The following is an 18,300-nucleotide window of genomic DNA, read 5'->3' on the forward strand; positions in this document are numbered from 1 at the left end:
ACCATGACGATGATCATCGATTGCCACGGCCATTATACCGTCCTTCCCAAGGCGCATGATGCCTGGCGCGAGGAGCAGAAGGCCGCGTTCAAGGCAGGCACCCAGTGCCCGCCTTATCCGGCGATTTCCGATGACGAAATTCGCGAAACGATCGAGGCGAACCAGCTGCGCCTGATCCGCGAACGCGGGGCGGACATGACCATCTTCTCCCCACGCGCCAGCGCCATGGCTCCGCATGTGGGCGACCAGTCGGTCGCGGTGAAGTGGGCGCAGGTCTGCAACGACCTGATCGGCCGCGTGGCCAGCCTGTATCCCGAAACCTTCGCGCCGGTCTGCATGTTGCCGCAAAGCCCCGAAGCGGACATGACCAGCTCGATCGCGGAACTGAAGCGCTGCGTGGAAACGATGGGTTTCATCGGCTGCAACCTCAATCCCGATCCGGGCGGCGGGCATTTCCAGCATCCCCCGCTCACGCACGAATACTGGTTCCCCTTCTACGAAGCGATGTGCGAGCTGGATGTACCCGCGATGATCCATGTGTCGGGCAGCTGCAACCCGGCGATGCACGCGACCGGCGCCTATTACATCGCGGCCGACACCATTGCCTTCATGCAACTGCTCGAAGGCGACCTGTTCAGCCGTTTCCCCACCTTGCGCTTCATCATCCCGCATGGCGGCGGCGCCGTGCCCTATCACTGGGGCCGTTACCGCGGCTTGGCGGATATGCTCAAGAAGCCCAGCCTCGACACGCATCTGATGAACAACATCTATTTCGACACCTGCGTCTATCACCAGCCCGGCATCAACCTGCTGGCCGATGTGATCGACACAAAGAACATCCTGTTCGGCAGCGAAATGGTGGGTGCGGTGCGCGGGATTGATCCCACCACGGGTCATTATTTCGACGATACCAAGCGGTATATCGACGCGCTGGATATCAGCGAAGAGGAACGCCATGCGATCTTCGAAGGAAATGCCCGGCGCGTGTTCCCGCGCCTCGACGCGCAATTGAAGGCACGGGGCCTGTGACGCCATGACCGCCGCACAAGGATATACCGGCATCGGATTTGCCGCCTGCGAAAAGCCGGAGCGGTATATCCAGCAGCTCGTCAGCCATTGGGGCCACAAGTTCCCCACCACCTATGACGAGGGTGACGGCATGGGCGTGTTCCCCTTTTCCGAACACTCCACCTGCGTGATGACGGCGCACAAGGGCGGGATCGGCATCACCTTGACCACCCCCGACAGGGACGAGAATGTCCGCATGCGCGGCGTGATCGAACGCCATATCGACCGCTTCGCCTTTCGCGAGGCCCCGCTGACCTACGACTGGAAAGACCCCAAGGAAGCCTGACATGACCGAAAAGAAGAAAGAGCGGATCGACATCCACCAATATCTTGCCGAATTCGAGGATATTCCCGGCACGCGCGTGTTTACCGCGCAGCGGGCGCGCAAGGGCTACTGGCTCAACCAGTTCGCGATGAGCCTGATGAAGGAGGAAAACCGCAAGCGCTTCCTCGCCGACGAAAGCGCCTATCTCGACGAATGGAACCTGACCCCGGCGGCCAAGGACGCCGTGCTGCGCCGCGATTACAACGCGATGATCGACGAAGGCGGCAATGTTTATTTCCTGTCCAAGCTGTTTTCCACCGATGGCAAGAGCTTCCAGTTCGCAGCCGGTTCGATGACCGGGATGACCCAGGAAGAATATGCCCAGATGATGATCAATGGCGGCCGCTCGCCCGAAGGCGTGCGCTCGATCAAGGGAGGTTACTGATATGGCACGCGTTACCACGGGCATTACGTCCAGCCACATTCCGGCGCTGGGTGCCGCGATCCAGACAGGAACGCTGCACAATGATTATTGGGGCCCGGTCTTCGCCGGGTACGAGCCGATCAAGCAGTGGATCGCAAAACCGGAAAACAAGCCCGACGTGATCGTGCTGGTCTATAATGACCACGCCTCGGCGTTCGACATGAACATCATCCCCACCTTTGCCATCGGCTGCGGCGAGCGGTTCAAGCCCGCCGACGAAGGCTGGGGCCCGCGCCCCGTGCCCGATGTGATCGGCCACCCCGATCTTGCCTGGCACATCGCGCAAAGCCTGATCCTCGACGATTTCGACATGTGCATCTTCAACCAGATGGATGTCGACCACGGCTGCACCGTGCCGCTCTCGATGATGTTTGGCGAAGTTGACGAATGGCCATGCAAGGTCATTCCCTTCCCGGTCAATGTCGTGACCTATCCGCCGCCATCGGGCGCGCGCTGCTTTGCGCTGGGCGACAGCATCAAGGCTGCGGTGGAAAGCTTCCCCGAAGACCTCAACGTCCATGTCTGGGGCACTGGCGGGATGAGCCATCAGCTGCAGGGCCCGCGCGCGGGCCTGATCAACAAGGAATTCGATCTCGATTTCATCGATCAACTGATCAAGGACCCCGAAACGCTCAGCAAGAAGCCGCATATCGAGTATCTGCGCGAAGCGGGCAGCGAAGGCATCGAGTTGGTGATGTGGCTGATCATGCGCGGCGCGCTGGGTGACAAGGTGAAGGATCTCTACACCTTCTACCACATCCCGGCATCGAACACCGCGCTCGGCGCACTGATCCTCCAGCCGGAAGATACCGCCGGCGAAGCGCTCGATCCGCGCCGCGTGATGAGCGGCAAGAGCCTGGCCGAAGCCGCCGAGTAAGTTGACCTTTGTCTTGCGCCCCTCCCGCGCGCCGGGAGGGGCCATTCTTTCGGAGAGAACCCATGCGTATTGCGCTCGCCGGTGCCGGCGCCTTTGGCGAAAAGCACCTTGATGGCCTGAAGAACATCGACGGGGTGGAAATCACCTCGATCATCTCGCGCCGCGCCGAACAGGCCGCTGAAGTCGCCGCCAAGTATGGCGCAAAACATTCGGGCACCGACCTTGCCGAAGCCCTCGCCCGTGACGATGTCGACGCGGTGATCCTGTGCACCCCCACCCAGATGCACGCCGCCCAGGCCATTGCCTGCATGGAAGCGGGCAAGCATGTACAGGTGGAAATCCCGCTGTCCGACAGCTGGGCCGATGCCGAGGCTGTCCTGAAGAAGAGCCAAGAGACCGGTCTCGTCTGCATGGTGGGCCACACCCGCCGCTTCAACCCCAGCCACCAGTACATCCATAACAAGATCGTGGCAGGCGAACTCACCATCCATCAGATGGACGTGCAGACCTATTTCTTCCGCCGCAAGAACATGAACGCCAAGGGCGAACCGCGCAGCTGGACCGATCACCTGCTGTGGCACCACGCCGCACACACGATCGACCTGTTCGCCTATCAGACGGGCAAGATCGTCACTGCCAATGCGATTCAGGGTCCGAAGCACCCTGAACTTGGCATTGCGATGGACATGTCGATCCAGCTCAAGAGCGAAACGGGCGCGATCTGCACCTTGTCGCTGTCGTTCAACAACGACGGCCCGCTCGGCACTTTCTTCCGCTATATCGGCGATAACGGCACCTGGATCGCGCGCTATGACGACCTCGTCACGGGCAAGGAGGAGCCGGTGGACCTGACCGGCATTGCCGTGTCGAACAACGGCATCGAATTGCAGGACCGCGAATTCATCGCCGCGATCCGCGAAGGGCGCGAACCGAACTCGTCGGTGGCGCAAGTGCTCGATTGCTACCGCGTGATCGGCGAACTCGCCGCCAGCCTCGAAGCGCAGGACGGCTGGTCCTGATGCAGACACGCGCCATTGCAGGAACCCCGCTCCACCCCGTGGGGTTGGGGTGCATGAACCTGTCCTGGGCCTATGGCACGCCGCCTTCGGAAACGGAGGCGGCGGCGCTGCTCAACCGGGCGCTGGATCTGGGCTGCAATCATCTCGACACCGCCAATATCTATGGCGCGGGCAAGAACGAGGAACTGATCGCGCGCGCGGTGGGGCACCGCCGCAACGAATATTTCCTTGCCAGCAAGACCGGCATCACCGTGGACGGGCCCAGGCGCGGGATCGACTGTTCGCCCGCCACCATCACGGCCGCGCTGGATGCTACCTTGAAACGGCTGAACACCGATCATCTCGACCTGTTCTACATGCACCGTTTCGATCCCAAAGTGCCGGTGGCCGATTGCGTGGGCGCGATGGTGCGCGCAATCGAAGCGGGAAAGATCCGCGCCTATGGCGTGTCCGAATGGAATGCCGCCCATATCCGCGAAGCGCATGGCGTGCATCCGGTGGGCGCGGTGCAGCCCGAATATTCGCTGTGGACGCGCAATGTCGAACTGGGCGTGCTCGACACCTGCGCAGAGCTGGGCATTGCGCTCGTCGCCTTCAGCCCGGTGGGGCGCGGAGCGCTGGGCGGTGTGCTACGTGATCCGTCCACGCTGGAAGACAGTGATCTGCGCACCAAAATGCCGCGCTTCAATGCGGAAAACTGGCCGCACAATCGGGCGGTGATCGAACGGTTCGAAGTGCTGGCGCGCGACAACGGCTTTACGCCTGCGCAACTGGCGTTGCGCTGGGTGCTGGAACAGGGCGAACATTGCCACGTCATTCCCGGCACGACATCAATGGCGCATCTGGAAGAGAACATGGCCGCGGCCAGCCTGCCGCTGCCCCATGGCGTGATCGAAGAAGCCGGGCGCATCGTGAACCACCACTCGATCCGCGGGCACCGCTACCACGACGCGATCCGCCCCACCATCGACACCGAGGAATTCGCGGACTAGCCTCCGGCGCGGGAGGGACATGCGATGAAAGATGTGCGCGCCGCCATCGGCTATGCGATGCGGACGGAGAAGAAGCCGTATTTCTACGCCAATGCGCACGAAAAGGATTTCGTGCCGCTGGCCCCGCGCGAAGTCGATATCCGCGATGCCCGCAAACTGGGCTGTTCGCTCGATGTGGAAGGGTTCACGCTGGTCGAACACACCAGCGCGGTGGCAGACCTGACCGATCTTGCAGAAGTGGCGCGGGTGCATTCAGGCGAAATCGCCGAATTGCTCAAATCGGTTTCGGGCTGCGACCATGTCGACATGTTCAGCCGCGGCATCCTGCGCTTTTCCGAGCGGGCAGGCCAGAACGATGCACATGACAATTCGCACCCGGCGCGCTTTGTCCATGTCGATATGTCGGTGGAAGCCGCCCGTGCCGCGCGCGATGCCGCCGCGCCCAAGGACAAGGCCATCGCCCGCAGCGTGCAATACAATGTCTGGCGCGTGCTCAGCCCCCCGCCGCAGGACGTGCCGCTGGCGCTGTGCGCGTTCACTTCGTTGGACATGGCCGACCTCATTGATTGCGATGCGATCTTCGATCCGCCGGGCGCGCCCGAATGGTCATTCGGCAATTACCTGCTGGAATACAGCCCCGCGCACCGCTGGTTCTATTATCCCGACATGCATGTGGGCGAAGCGCTGATCTTCGTGACCAGCGAGAGCGATCCGGCCCGCCCGCTGCTGATGCCGCATGGCGCATTCGACAACCCGATCGCTCCGGCGGACGCCCCGCCCCGGATCAGTCTGGAAATGCGCGGCACGGCCTATTGGTATGCATGAAAGGGCTTACATTCGCCGTCCGAGCCGCTAGTTTCCATGCATAAGGATTGGTGGGAGAAGGACGAAGATGAAGCATATTTTGGCAAGTGCCGCCGTGGCTGCATTACTGGTTGCACCCGCAGCCGCGCAGACCCCCGAACAGACAGAAGCGCTGGAAACATTCGAGCAGATGATCGCGCGGATCAACCTGATCCCCGATACGCCGGGCGATGGGCCATACCCGTCACTGATCGAGCTTTCCGCCGATCTGCCCGATCACGTGATCTACCGCCCGCAAGATCTTTCCGCCGTCGCGCCCGGCACGCTGGGCGTGTTCGTGTGGGGCAATGGCGGCTGCGCGGCGGATGGCACATCCAGCCGGTTCCACCTCTCTCAGATTGCGTCCTATGGTTATCTGGTGGTGGCGGCAGGCAAGTGGCGCAGCGGACCGAACGCGCGCGAAGCGGCCGAAGCGCCGCGCGATATTGGCGGCCCCTCCCCCACTTCGGCTGCGCAATTGACGCAAGGGCTGGATTGGGCGCTTGCGGAAAATGAGCGCCCCGGCAGTCCGCTGTTCGGCAAGATCAACGAGGACATGCTGGCTGCGGGCGGTTTTTCCTGCGGCGGGGTGCAGGCGCTGACCATCGCCAATGATCCTCGCCTCGACACAGTGGTGGTGCAGAATTCGGGCCTGCTGCCCGACGGCGGCCCGCGTCTGTCGGGCATGGAAACGGGCAAGGACGCGCTCGCCGCGCTGCACACGCCGGTGATTTACCTCAACGGCGGGGAAAGCGACATCGCCTATGCCAACGGCCTCGACGATGTGAACCGCATCACCCATGTGCCTGTGGCGTGGATCAACACGCCCACGGGACATGGCGGCACCTATCACGAGCCGATGGGTGGGCGGAACGCGATGATCGTGGTCGATTGGCTCGAATGGCAATTGCGTGGCGACAGCGCCGCAGGCCGCACGTTCGCGGGTGCCAATTGCCGGCTGTGCACCGATCCTGCCGCCACGATCGAATGGCGCAATTTCCCCTGAGGAGACGAACCCGGTAGCAGCGGCACCGGGCGGGCGATCTTCCCAGGGAGGAGGATGCGACCGTCCGCTTTCCAGTGCCGCTGCAAACCCAAGACTTACTGCGCGGCGAACGGTTCGGCAGGCGCGGCCTCGGCCGAGGCGGCTTCGGGCTGGCGCGCGACATTATAGGCCGAGATGATTTTCCACGTCGCGCCCGTCTCGCGGTGCCAGACAGTCTGGCTGTCGAGCGACTGCGTCACCGCTTCACCCGTGGCCGGATCAGAGGTGGTGAATTGCACGAGCGAGGTGACCACGGCCAGTTCCCCGTCAGACGAGGCCCAGCCCGACACCGGCTCCATCGTCAGCGCAAAATTGGGATCTTCCAAGAGGTCGCCATAGGCCTCCGCAATCGCCGCACCGCCTTCCAGCACCGTGCCATCGGGCCGCACCAGCCGCGCATCATCACGGTAGAGGCGGGCAATGCCGACCAGATCTTTCGAGGCAATCGATTCAAGCTGCGCCATTTCGGTATGGCGAATGGCGTCGATGGATTCCGCCGGATCGCCGCCGCCGCACGCCGCCAGCAACAACGCAGGGGCCAGCAGGCCGGCAAGGTAAAGCTTTTTCATCTCATCTCTCCCGATAATCCGGCAGGCTTCGTGCGCTGCCACCTTGGCGCCCTGGCAGGGGCCGACTGGAGATCGGGATAGGAGGCGGCGCAAAGCCCTGCCTTGATTTGCCGCAATTTTGAAAACCCCTTGCGGCGGCACGAACGCTTCGTCCCGCCGCAAGGGGCAATCGGGGTCAATCAACCGATTTCAGAGTGCGGCCTCGTAAAGCGCCAGCAAGCGGGCGAAGGCGCGGTCGGCCTCGTCCACATCGTAGGCGGGGCTGTCGGGCACAGTCCAGCCGTGATTGCCGCGATAGACCTCGATCTCCACCTGGCGTCCTGCCGCCTCTGCCGCAGCGCGCAACGCATCCTTGTCACCGGGAGCTTGCGCGTCGTCATCGCGCGCAATCGCGATCAGCACGCGCGCATCGGTCGCCACGCTGGCGAGCAGGTTGACCGGCGCATCCGCCGCCTCGCCCACCAGGCCGCCGCCGTGGAAACTGGCCGCGGCCTTCACCCGATCGGGCAGGGCCGCCGCCGCGCGGATCGCCCAGCTGCCGGTCATGCAATAGCCCTGCATCCCGATGCCGCGCGCGGTATCGACCGAGGCCTGCCGGTCCATCCACGCGACCACAGCGCCCATCGTCTCGACGATATTGGCCGGCGTGTTCTGCGCCATCCACGGGCGCACACGGTCGAAACCGCCACCTTCGCGCCAGGCGTCGAAATCGTCGAATTGTTGGCCTTCCACGCTGCGGTAATAGGGGTTGGCAACCAGCACCGCATATCCCTCGCGCGCCAGTTCGCGGGCCATCATGAATTTGGCATCGCGCAGGCCGGCAATATCGGGCCACAGCACCACGCCGGGATACTTGCCGGTGCGCGGATGGATGAAGAGGCCGTCCATCCGCCCGCCCGGCGCGTCAAATGTTACCAGTTCTTCCTGCATCGCGCCCTGCGCCAGCACAGGTGCTGCGCCGCCTGCGGCCAGCAGGCCCGCGCCTGCCACTGCGCCCAGCCGGGCCATATCGCGCCGGGTCAGCGCCGCGCCGCGCCAGTCGCGCCGCGCGCCTTCTGCGCCATCGAACATATCCCGTTCACACATGATGAGCCTCCCAACTTTCTCTCCACCGGCGGCAAGGATACCAGAGCCGCGCCTTGCGTCCAGAGACCAAAAGGCTGCCCTCAGGTCAGGTCATCAAGCTTGATGACAAGGCCCGCTTCCGCATCACGCATCGCCTTGCGGCGCAGTTCCTCAATATGAAGGCGGCCCGGCGGCGCCTCCTCCACCGGCAGCGCGGCCATCATCTTCTGATGCAGTTCCTCGAAATCCGGCCCGTGTTCGGGATGGGTGAGGATCAGCCCGTCCTGCCGCGTCATCCCGGCGAGGATCTTGCAGCCGACCTCGTAGGGATCCATCCCTTCTTCGAACGCGGTGCCGAACTGTTCCAGCACCGCATCGGGCGTGGGGGCAAAGCCGCTGTCGGCGAAGGCTTCGGGCCGCTTCTGCGCGCTTTTCCACGCATTGGTGCGGGTGAGCGCGGGGCAGCACAGCGAACAGCCGATACCGTGCGGGGCAAGGTTGTAGCGCAGGCTTTCGGTGAGGCCGCGCACGGCGAACTTGCTCGCGGTATAGATGCCCGCCTGCGGACCGGGCAGGAAGGCGGCCATGCTGGCGACATTCACCACATGGCGGCGGCCCGTGCTCGCCTTGATCCTGGGCAGGAAGGAGACCAGCCCGTTCACCACCCCGCCGAAATTGACGCCCATGATCCAGTCATAATCGGCATAGCTCGCCTCGTCCGTGGGGCCGAATACCGACACGCCGGCATTGTTCACCAGCACGTGCACTTCACCAAAGGTATCCACCACCTTGTCCGCCGCGCGGGCAAAGCCGTCGCGGTCGGTCACGTCGAGCTTGATGAACAGCGGCTCGGCATAGCCTTTTGCCGCAAACCATTCGGCAGTGGCAGCGCGGTCATCCTCGTTGCGGTAACTCAGCGCCAGTCGCATCCCCGCATCGGCAAAGGCCTGCGCCACGCCAAGGCCAATCCCCGTCACCGCCCCGGTAACAAAGGCCACCCGGCCTGCCCAGTGCTCGCGGTAATCCGCCCCGTTCCATGTCTTGCCCATCAATTCCCTCTCGCCAAAACACTATCACTTGTTAGGGTGAGACATACCAATTCGAGGGAGAGAGTCGAGCAATGAGCGATACGGAAAGCCGCGCCACGGAAACACGATTGGCAGAGCTGGAACACCGCGTGGGCGTGTTGGAAGACATGGCCGCGATCCGCCGCCTGCACTGGGCCTATGGCTATTACATCGATTTCAACCGGCCCGACGAAGTGGCCGACCTGTTTGCCGAAGATGGCTGCGTGGTGTTCCTGTCCGGCGAATATGTCGGCCATGCGGGCGTGAAGCGGCTCTACGGCGACTGGATCCAGGGCCGCTTTACCGGCGGCAGGCCAGGCCCGGTCGACGGCCTGCTGCTCGACCATTTCCAGATGCAGGACATCATCACCGTCGCGCCCGACCGCCAGACCGCCAAGGGGCGTTTTCACGGCATTCTGCTCGGCGGCTGGCACGACGATTTCCAGCAAACGCGCGAGGAGTTCATGCCGCAGCAGTTCATGGAAGCCGGCATTTACGAGAACGATTACGTAAAGGTGGACGGCGTCTGGAAGATCAAGCGGCTCGATTACATGATGCAATGGCAGGGCAATTACGAGGAAGGCTGGGCGCACACCACCGCGCATCTGCAACCCGCAACCAAGACCTATCCCGAAGACCCGCTTGGCCCGGACCGCCTGCTGCCCGCCAGCGAGCATCGCAAGACCTGGCCATACCGGCAGGATGTGCCGATGCATTTCGCGCATCCCAAATTCGGCATCGCCTTTGCCAATGCGGTGAAGTGAGATGCGGCTTGCCGTGGCAACGGCACCGCTGGCGCTCGCCCTCGCCGCCTGTTCGGGCGGGGGGGAGGACGCCGCGCCTGCCCCCGAAAATCTGCTCGAAAGCCTTGGCGACGTGGACCTGAACGATCCCGATTTGGTGATTACCGACGAATTGCGCGCCAGCCTGCCCGACAGGCTGGTGTCGGAGAAGTTCATCGAGATCTTCTATGATCGCAACGATCTGGTAGCGGGCTTTGAACGCTGGGTGCATCCCGATTACATCCAGCACGATCCCAATTCGCCCACCGGGCGCGACGCCACCATCGCGGTGCTCGCCGCGCATATGGAACGCAACCCTCAGATGACGCATGACGTCAAGCGGGTGATCTATGGCGAGGACGATCAGGGCCGCACGCTGGTGGCGGTGCATTACCACTTCAAGCGCGCGCCCGATGACCGGGGCAGCGCGGTGGTCGACATCTACCGCATCGAAAACGGCTATCTGGTGGAGCACTGGGACGTGATCCAGCCGGTGCCCGAAACCGCGCGCAACGACAACACGATGTTCTGACGCGCCAGCCTGATCCCCCGAAGCGACAGAAGGGGACAGAACGCGCCAGAAGGAACGAGAGGGGGAGAGAACGCCATGCCTTTGCTGCCGGACGGGAGCGAGAAAGGTCTGAAGGGCCATTTCCGCGAAGATTTCAGCCACCGCACCCGTGTGGGCATGGCGCCGCGCGCGGGCCATGTCGATCGCGGCGCGCCTTATAAGCGCATCGCGACCGAGGAGGCCTGGACGTTCCCTGCATTGGTCAAGGCGCAACTGGATTACCTCGAAAGCGGCGATGCGCCCGATGATCCTTCGCTGCGGATGGGGGTGATGTTCAACAAGATGCCCAGTCTGCAGGAAATGCTGCAAGACCTGGGCGACTTGCGCCTTGCGCATATGGACGAGCTGGGGATCGACCGGCAGCTCCTGCTGCTTACCGCGCCGGGCGTGCAGGTGGTGCGCCCATCCGACGGCACCGCGCTGGCGCGCGAGGCAAATGACATCGCCGCCGACGCCTGCCGCCGTCACCCCACCCGCTTTTCGGCCCTTGCCGCATTCGATCCGCGCGATGTGGCGGGCAGCGTGAAGGAACTCGAACGCGCCGCCGCGCTTGGCCTCAACGGCGCGGTGCTCAATTCGCATTTTCAGGGCCACTATCTGGACGAGCCGGCATACCGCCCGATCCTGGAAGCTTTGGAGGCGCTCGACCTCGCGCTCTACATCCACCCCACCGCGCCGCACAGCGCCCCGCATTACGAGAAGCGCGGCTTCTTCGGCGCGCTGGGCGGGTTTCCGCATGATGTGTGGCTGCACACGATGGGGCTGGTGATGTCCGGCGCCTTCGACCGGCATCCCAAGCTGCGGCTGGTGATCGGGCACCTGGGCGAATGCATGCCGCTGCACCTTTACCGCTTTGACTGGATGCAGGGAAATGCCGATGGCCGCGCCCGCCCGCTGATTGATGGCGGAGGCGAGCCGATCAAGCTCAACCATCCCGTCAGCCATTATTTCCGCACCAATATCTGGATCACCACCAGCGGCTGCGGCTGGGAGGACGGGATCACCTTCTGCCAGAAAGTGCTGGGGCCGGACCGCGTACTGTATGCGATGGACTACCCCTATCAGCAAAGCTCCGACGAACTGGCCGCTTACGACCGGATGGCGATGAGCCCGGAGGTGAAGAAGATGCTGATGGAAAACAACGCCCGCGCCGTGTTCCGCATCAAGGGCTAGATCGTCCGCCGCATCGGCACGGCCCATGTCATCCGCGTGCCCGCACGCCAGACCCATTCGAGCGGGCCGTAGCGGTAGCGCGCGAACCACGCTTTCGCGAACAGCACCTGAAGTGCAAACAGCGCCAGCCCCCACAGCACCGCCTCGGCATGGGAAAGGTCGTCATACAAGCCCAGCCCCCAGCCATAGAGCAGCGGCACGCAGGCCAGCGATTGCCCGACATACAGCGTCAGCGTCATCCGCCCCGGCGCGGCCAGCCAGCCGAGCAGCGGGCGCAAACCGCTCTGCCACAGCAGCACGAAGGCCGCGACATGCACCCCGGTGGCCGCCAGCGCGCGCCATTGGCCGGTCGCCCATTCCCAGTTCTGCCGCACCATCGGCGCGCTTTCGGGCAGCCATGGCGGCAACAGGCGCGGCTCCGCCCAATTGACAACAGCCCATGCCAGCAGCGATAGGCCCAGTACGCCCAGCCACAGCCGCTTGTGCTGCGCGGCATTGGCAAACAGCCCGCGCCGCTGGATCACCATGCCGACAAGGAACAGCCCGGCAATCTCCACCACGCGGCCGGTTTCGATATAGAAAGACCACTTGGCCACCATGCCCGGCCCGGCATTCACCGCCAGCATATCGGCGAGCGTGCCGGTGGCGAGGAAAGCCAGACCGCTGTCACCGGCAAACACCGCGCTCGCCTGCGCCCAAGCCGCGCCGCCTTCTGCCGCAAAGGCCCGCCACACCAGCGGCACCTGCGCAAACAGCCCGACAGCTAGCAGCATGAGAACGCGATCCGTTTTCACCCTGTCAAACGGGATCATCAGCAGGCCCACCAGCGCCAGCACCTGCAGGATGTCGCCGCGATAGACCAGCGCGTGCAGTGTGCCGATGGCAAACAGCAGCACCAGCCGCCACGCAAAGCGGCCCGCGAAATCGCCCCCGCGCGCCCGTTCATTGCCCATGATCGTGGCAAAGCCGAAACCGAACAACAGCGCGAAAATGGCAAAGGCCTTGCCCGCAAAGATGGCGAAGACCGCGTCGAACCACGCATCGGGCACGGGGTTCAGCCAATACAGCTCGAACCGTTCCACGCAGTGCACCAGAAACAGGCCCAGCAAGGCCCATCCGCGCAAGGCATCCACCATGGTCACGCGCTGCATAAGCTGCCCCTCTCCATCCCCCTTTTTGGCGGTAGCGCTATCACGCGCCACAAGGCTGCGCCAGACGCGAAAAGGGCGGCTCGCCCGTAACGGGGAACCGCCCATTTCTCTCCCAAACTTGAACGGCGCTGGCCGGGTTAACCCCAGACTTCCTGCGCCACCTCCACGCACAGGCGGATTTTCGCCGCCTGCTGCTCGGTGGTGATATCGTTGCCATGCACCGTGCTGGCAAAGCCGCATTGCGGGGACAGCGCCAGCTGATCAATATCGGCAAACTTCGCCGCCTCATCGATCCGGCGCTTGATGTCGTCCTTGTTCTCCAGCTCGCCCAGCTTGGTGGTGACAAGGCCCAGCACCACGGTCTTGCCCTTGGGCAGGAAGCGCAAGGGGGCAAAATCGCCCGACCGCGGATCGTCATATTCGAGGAAGAAGGCGTCGATATCGAGTTCGTTGAACATGATTTCGGCCACCGGCTCATACCCACCTTCGGCGGCCCAGCTGCTGCGGAAATTGCCGCGGCACAAATGAATCGCCTTGATCATGTCAGCCGGCGCAGATGCGAAGCTATCATTGATAAGTTTGGCATATTGGCGCGTCGTCGCGTCGGGATCCATGCCGCGCTTGGCCGCATCGGCGCGCTGTTCGTCGTCGCACAGATAGGCAAGGTTGGTGTCGTCCATCTGGATGTAACGGCACCCGGCTGCGACCAGACTGTCCACTTCGGCGCGGTAGGCGGCGGCGACATCGGCGTAGAATTCGTCCATCGTGGGATAGACATCTTCCGGAATGCCCGCCCGCCCGGCGCGGAAATGCAGCATGGTGGGGCTGGGGATCGTAACCTTGGGCATGAAGCCTTCGCCAACCTTTCCCGCCAGATACTGGTAATCGGCCAGCTGGATCGGGCGCTGGTGCGCGATTTTGCCGGTGACGACCATGACCGGCGGGGCAAAGGACACGTCCTTGCCCGCATCGTTCTTGAACGCCTTCTTCAGACCGCCGCGTTCCTCGACCCCTGCCAGTTGCAGCAGGAAATCGGTGTGGAAGAAATAGCGGCGAAATTCGCCGTCGGTGATGGCTTTCAGGCCAAGGCTCTTTTGCCATTCGACAAGCTCGGCAATCGCGGCATCTTCGATGTTGCGCAGTTGCCCACGCGACAAATTGTCCGCCGAGACATGCTGGCGGGCTTCGATAATCTCGCGCGGACGCAGGAAGGAACCGACATGGTCGGCACGAGACGGCAGTTTGGTAGGCATGTGAGAGATGTCCTGTCTTAGCAGAAAAATAGCTAGACCAGGGTCATGACGCGGGCTCGCGCTCGACTGGACGCGTCCACATATGCGAAAAGACGGGCCTTGCGCAAGCCGCAATCGCGCGTGGCAACGGGTGGCGGGCCGAGCCTTGCGGCTGCCGCTTCACCCTGCCCAAAAAGCCCCTTGATCGCCGCCGGAGCAACTTAGTATGCACCGCTTACAAAGCCCGGTATAAGCCGGGGACAAGGACCAGGCTCCCCCGCAGAGGGGCCGCCCTTTGGGGAGAGAGCATGATGACATTCCGCAACCGCCTGTTTGCCGCCTGCGCCGCGCTGGCACTGGCCGCCTGTGGCACATCGGGCGAGGGGATCGATAACGACGCGTTGCGCAATGCGGCCGCGGACACGGCCAACTGGATCACCTATGGCCGCGACTATTCCGAGCAGCGGTTCAGCCCGCTTGACCAGATAAACACCGAAAATGTGGGTGAGCTGGGCCTTGCCTGGTATGCCGATATGGACACCGCGCGCGGGCAGGAAGCCACCCCGCTGGTGATCGACGGCAAGCTCTATGTCTCCACCGCCTGGTCCAAGGTGAAGGCCTATGACGCCAAGACCGGCGCGCTTTTGTGGGAATACGATCCAGAGGTGCCCGGCGAAACCGGGGTGAAGGCCTGCTGCGACGTGGTCAATCGCGGCCTCGCCGCATGGGGGGACAAGCTGTATCTGGGCACGCTCGACGGGCGGCTGGTCGCGCTCGACCGCGAGACCGGGGCGGAAGTCTGGTCGAAGGTCACCGTCGACCAGTCCAAGTCCTACACCATCACCGGCGCGCCGCGCGTCATCGACGGGCGCGTGCTGATCGGCAATGGCGGCGCGGAATACGGTGTGCGCGGCTATGTCTCCGCCTATGATGCGGAAGATGGCGAGATGCTGTGGCGCTTCTACACCGTGCCCGGCGCGCCGGATGAAGCGGCGAGCGAGCCTGCATATCTCAAGGCCGCGCGCGAAACCTGGAACGGCGAATTCTGGAATCTGGGCGGCGGCGGCACCGTGTGGGACGCGATGGCCTATGATCCGGAGCTGGACCTGCTCTATATCGGCGTCGGCAATGGCTCGCCCTGGAACCAGGCCTATCGAAGCCCCGGCGGCGGCGACAATCTGTATCTGTCCAGCATTGTCGCGCTGCGACCCAAGACCGGCGAATATGTCTGGCATTACCAGACAACGCCGGGCGAAACGTGGGATTTCACCGCCACGCAGCACATCATGCTGGCCGATATGGAAATTGGCGGCACGACGCGCAAAGTGCTGATGCAGGCGCCCAAGAATGGCTTTTTCTATGTGCTCGACCGCGCGACCGGCGAACTCATCAGCGCCAACAATTACGTGCCGACGAATTGGGCCAGCGGGATCGACATGGCGACGGGCCGCCCGATCGAAAATCCCGAAGCACGCTACGACAAGACCGGCGTGCCTTTCGTTGCCAGCCCCGGCGCGGGCGGCGCGCATAACTGGCACCCGATGGCGTTCCATCCCGGCGAAGGGCTGGTCTTTATCCCGGTGATCGAGGCGGGCTTCCCCTATGTGCCCGAAGCCAACTGGCAGCCCGATCCCAATCGTGGCTTCAATGTCGGCATCGACATGGCGGCGGGCGGTCTTCCCGCCGATGACAATGTGCGCCGCGGCGCGGCGGCGGGCACGCGCGGCGCGCTGATCGCGTGGGATCCGGTGACGCAGACCGAACGCTGGCGCGTGCAATATCCCGGCCCGTGGAACGGCGGCGTGCTGGCCACCGGCGGCGGCATCGTGTTCCAGGGCACAGCAGGCGGCTTCTTCAAGGCATACGGCGCCAATGATGGCCGCGAATTGTGGTCCTTTGCCGCGCAAACAGGCGTTGTCGCCCCGTCGATCACCTACACCGTCGATGGTGAGCAATATATCGCCGTAATGGCAGGCTGGGGCGGCATCTGGGCGCTCGCCCCCGGCGGCGTGCTCAACGAAACCAGCGGGCCGGTGCCCAATATCAGCCGCCTGCTGGTGTTCAAGCTGGGCGGCACGGCCACCCTGCCTCCCGCCCCGCCGCTGCAACGCCGCCCGATCGACCCGCCGCCGTTCAGCGGCACGCAGGCGCAGTTGACTCAGGGCACCTATGATTACGGCCGCTATTGCGGGCAGTGCCATGGCGATGCCGCGATCGGTTCGACCGTGCTGCCCGATCTGCGCCGCAGCGCCACGCTCGACAATCAGGAGACGTGGATGATGATCGTGCATGACGGCGCGCTCGCCTCGAACGGCATGGCCGGCTTCAGCCAATCCTTGAGCCGCGAGCGGATCGAGAATGTGCGCCAATATGTCATCTACCGCGCGAACGAGGACAAGCGCATCGGCGGCATCGGGCTTCAGGGTTCGTGAGGGCAGGCCAGGACGATTGTAACGGGCGTTAACTTGATCGCCGCGCGATAGGCAGCCATATCTGCCTCTGTTATTGTCAATCCTGCACGATGTGCGGGATTCGGTGAGGGATCAGTTTGACGCCATCCGGGAGAAGGAAGTTCAACCATGAATGAGATGACCACTATCGACCGCACCCAGCGGGAATATTCGGACGCGGTGAAAAAGGCGCTGGCGCGCAAGCCGCAACTCTACATCAACGGCGAATGGGTCGATTCCAGCGGCAGCGCCACGATCGACGTGGAAGACCCGTCGAACGGCAAGATCGTCTCCAGCTTTTGCGAGGCGACCGACAAGGACGTGGACCGGGCGGTCGCCGCCGCACGCGCCGCCTTTGACGATGGCCGCTGGCGCAACCTGCCCCCCGTGGTGCGCGAAAAGACGCTGCACAAGATCGCCGACCTGATCGAAGCCCATGCCGATGAGCTGGCCGAGCTGGAAGCGATCGACGTGGGCAAGCCCAAGGGCATGGCCAATGTGGTGGACGTGCCCGGCGCTGCCAACCATTTCCGCTACATGGCGGGCTGGGCTGGCAAGATCAACGGCGACACCCTGCCCCCCTATTCGATGCCCGGCAACATGATGTTCGCCTATACGCTGAAGGAGCCGGTGGGCGTCTGCGCGCAGATCGTGCCGTGGAACTTCCCGCTGCTGATGGCCTGCCTCAAGATCGCCCCGGCACTGGCTGCCGGCTGCACCACGGTGCTCAAGCCCGCCGAACAGACCAGCCTCACCGCGCTGCGCCTCGCTGACCTGATCCACGAAGCCGGCGTGCCCGCAGGCGTGGTCAACATCATCACCGGCTACGGCCACACCGTGGGCGACCGCATGGTCAAGCACCCCGATGTCGACAAGGTGGCCTTCACCGGCTCCACCGAAATTGGCAAGCTGATCAACCGCAACGCCACCGAACACCTCAAGAAGGTGACGCTGGAACTGGGCGGCAAGAGCCCCGTGGTGGTCATGCCCGATGTCGATGTCGCCGAAACCGCGCCGGGCGTGGCGGGCGCGATCTTCTTCAATTCGGGCCAGGTCTGCGTCGCCGGTTCGCGCCTTTATGCGCATAAGAGCGTGTTCGACAAGGTCGTGGAAGGCATGGCCGCCACCGCGGATTTCTGGGCCCCGCGTCCCAGCCTCGACCCCGCCGCGCATATGGGCCCGCTGGTGTCCAAGGAGCAGCACGAGCGCGTGCTGGGCTATATCGAAGCGGGCAAGCGTGATGGTGCATCGGTGCTGATGGGCGGCGATGCCCCGGCGGCTGATGGCGGATACTATGTCAACCCCACGATCCTCACCGATGTGAACCCGCAGATGAGCGTGGTGCGCGAGGAAATCTTCGGCCCCGTGGTCGTCGCCCAGCGCTTCGAGGACCTCGATGAAGTGGTGAAGGAAGCCAACGACACGCCCTATGGCCTTGCCGCCGGCGTGTGGACCAAGGACGCCAGCGCCGCCGTGCGGATTGCCGGCCAGCTCAAGGCCGGCACCGTGTGGGTCAATTGCCACGCGATGATCGACCCGGCGCTGCCCTTTGGCGGCTACAAGGAAAGCGGCCTCGGCCACGAACAGGGCCGGTTGGGCCTTGAAGCCTACCTTGAAACCAAGTCGGTGCTGATGAAGCTGTGATCG

Annotated in this window: 18 protein-coding genes; 13 read left to right on the forward strand and 5 right to left on the reverse strand. The window is 63.7% G+C overall.

Features of this window, described 5'->3' with window-relative positions; translation table 11 throughout:
• Positions 1-3 precede the first annotated feature (3 nt).
• The 8 genes from WFP39_RS08520 to WFP39_RS08555 all read left to right on the forward strand — a co-directional run bounded on the left by WFP39_RS08520 (position 4) and on the right by WFP39_RS08555 (position 6,554).
• Positions 4-1,029, forward strand: coding sequence for an amidohydrolase family protein (locus WFP39_RS08520; protein WP_336918992.1), 1,026 nt, complete (start codon positions 4-6; stop codon positions 1,027-1,029).
• 4 nt (positions 1,030-1,033) lie between these two features.
• Entirely contained in the window at positions 1,034-1,354 is a 321-nt protein-coding gene (locus tag WFP39_RS08525; protein ID WP_336918994.1) for a DUF2218 domain-containing protein, read from the forward strand.
• A 1-nt stretch (position 1,355) separates the two neighbouring features.
• Positions 1,356-1,778 carry a protocatechuate 4,5-dioxygenase subunit alpha gene (ligA, locus tag WFP39_RS08530; RefSeq protein WP_336918996.1) on the forward strand — a complete coding sequence of 141 codons (423 nt, stop codon included), beginning with the start codon at positions 1,356-1,358 and terminating at the stop codon, positions 1,776-1,778.
• Between the two features lies 1 nt (position 1,779).
• Positions 1,780-2,694, forward strand: a complete 915-nt coding sequence (locus tag WFP39_RS08535; protein ID WP_336918998.1) for a class III extradiol dioxygenase subunit beta — start codon at positions 1,780-1,782, stop codon at positions 2,692-2,694.
• Positions 2,695-2,756: 62 nt separating this feature from the next.
• Positions 2,757-3,713: a Gfo/Idh/MocA family oxidoreductase gene (locus tag WFP39_RS08540; protein ID WP_336918999.1), complete on the forward strand. Its 957-nt coding sequence runs from the start codon at positions 2,757-2,759 to the stop codon at positions 3,711-3,713.
• Complete coding sequence (locus WFP39_RS08545; RefSeq protein WP_336919000.1) at positions 3,713-4,705, forward strand: aldo/keto reductase; 993 nt, start codon at positions 3,713-3,715, stop codon at positions 4,703-4,705. The genes WFP39_RS08540 and WFP39_RS08545 overlap by 1 nt, the downstream gene beginning before the upstream one ends.
• A 24-nt stretch (positions 4,706-4,729) precedes the next feature.
• Positions 4,730-5,530, forward strand: coding sequence for a CmcJ/NvfI family oxidoreductase (locus WFP39_RS08550; protein ID WP_336919001.1), 801 nt, complete (start codon positions 4,730-4,732; stop codon positions 5,528-5,530).
• 67 nt (positions 5,531-5,597) lie between these two features.
• On the forward strand, positions 5,598-6,554 hold the full coding sequence (locus tag WFP39_RS08555) for an alpha/beta hydrolase (RefSeq protein ID WP_336919002.1): 957 nt from the start codon (positions 5,598-5,600) through the stop codon (positions 6,552-6,554).
• A 95-nt stretch (positions 6,555-6,649) separates the two neighbouring features.
• Here the strand turns inward: WFP39_RS08555 and WFP39_RS08560 are convergent, their stop codons facing one another.
• From WFP39_RS08560 to WFP39_RS08570, 3 genes are all read right to left on the reverse strand, one after another.
• The gene (locus WFP39_RS08560) at positions 6,650-7,162 is read right to left on the reverse strand and encodes a YybH family protein (protein WP_336919004.1); all 513 of its coding nucleotides are present in this window, start codon (positions 7,160-7,162) and stop codon (positions 6,650-6,652) included.
• A gap of 189 nt (positions 7,163-7,351) precedes the next feature.
• Positions 7,352-8,248, reverse strand: coding sequence for a dienelactone hydrolase family protein (locus WFP39_RS08565; protein WP_336919005.1), 897 nt, complete (start codon positions 8,246-8,248; stop codon positions 7,352-7,354).
• An 80-nt stretch (positions 8,249-8,328) separates the two neighbouring features.
• Positions 8,329-9,276: an SDR family NAD(P)-dependent oxidoreductase gene (locus WFP39_RS08570; RefSeq protein WP_336919006.1), complete on the reverse strand. Its 948-nt coding sequence runs from the start codon at positions 9,274-9,276 to the stop codon at positions 8,329-8,331.
• Positions 9,277-9,347: 71 nt separating this feature from the next.
• Here WFP39_RS08570 and WFP39_RS08575 point away from each other — a divergent pair, with 71 nt between their 5' ends.
• The 3 genes from WFP39_RS08575 to WFP39_RS08585 all read left to right on the forward strand — a co-directional run bounded on the left by WFP39_RS08575 (position 9,348) and on the right by WFP39_RS08585 (position 11,820).
• Positions 9,348-10,058, forward strand: coding sequence for a nuclear transport factor 2 family protein (locus tag WFP39_RS08575; protein ID WP_336919007.1), 711 nt, complete (start codon positions 9,348-9,350; stop codon positions 10,056-10,058).
• A gap of 13 nt (positions 10,059-10,071) precedes the next feature.
• On the forward strand, positions 10,072-10,608 hold the full coding sequence (locus WFP39_RS08580) for a nuclear transport factor 2 family protein (RefSeq protein ID WP_336919008.1): 537 nt from the start codon (positions 10,072-10,074) through the stop codon (positions 10,606-10,608).
• A gap of 75 nt (positions 10,609-10,683) precedes the next feature.
• Positions 10,684-11,820, forward strand: a complete 1,137-nt coding sequence (locus WFP39_RS08585; protein WP_336919009.1) for an amidohydrolase family protein — start codon at positions 10,684-10,686, stop codon at positions 11,818-11,820.
• On the opposite strand, the gene WFP39_RS08590 is transcribed toward WFP39_RS08585, so the two are convergent.
• Positions 11,817-12,971 (reverse strand): DUF418 domain-containing protein, encoded by a 1,155-nt coding sequence (locus WFP39_RS08590; protein WP_336919010.1) that lies wholly within the window; start codon positions 12,969-12,971, stop codon positions 11,817-11,819. The two genes, WFP39_RS08585 and WFP39_RS08590, sit on opposite strands and share 4 nt — an antisense overlap.
• A gap of 137 nt (positions 12,972-13,108) precedes the next feature.
• Entirely contained in the window at positions 13,109-14,224 is a 1,116-nt protein-coding gene (locus tag WFP39_RS08595; protein ID WP_336919011.1) for a 5-methyltetrahydropteroyltriglutamate--homocysteine S-methyltransferase, read from the reverse strand.
• A 287-nt stretch (positions 14,225-14,511) separates the two neighbouring features.
• Here WFP39_RS08595 and WFP39_RS08600 point away from each other — a divergent pair, with 287 nt between their 5' ends.
• Both WFP39_RS08600 and WFP39_RS08605 read left to right on the forward strand, forming a co-directional pair.
• Positions 14,512-16,635 carry a PQQ-dependent dehydrogenase, methanol/ethanol family gene (locus WFP39_RS08600; RefSeq protein WP_377923378.1) on the forward strand — a complete coding sequence of 708 codons (2,124 nt, stop codon included), beginning with the start codon at positions 14,512-14,514 and terminating at the stop codon, positions 16,633-16,635.
• 147 nt (positions 16,636-16,782) lie between these two features.
• The gene (locus tag WFP39_RS08605; RefSeq protein ID WP_336919012.1) at positions 16,783-18,297 is read left to right on the forward strand and encodes an aldehyde dehydrogenase family protein; all 1,515 of its coding nucleotides are present in this window, start codon (positions 16,783-16,785) and stop codon (positions 18,295-18,297) included.
• The last annotated feature ends 3 nt before the right edge of the window (positions 18,298-18,300 follow it).

It is taken from the genome of Alteraurantiacibacter lauratis, from assembly GCF_037154155.1.
GTDB lineage: Bacteria > Pseudomonadota > Alphaproteobacteria > Sphingomonadales > Sphingomonadaceae > Alteraurantiacibacter > Alteraurantiacibacter lauratis.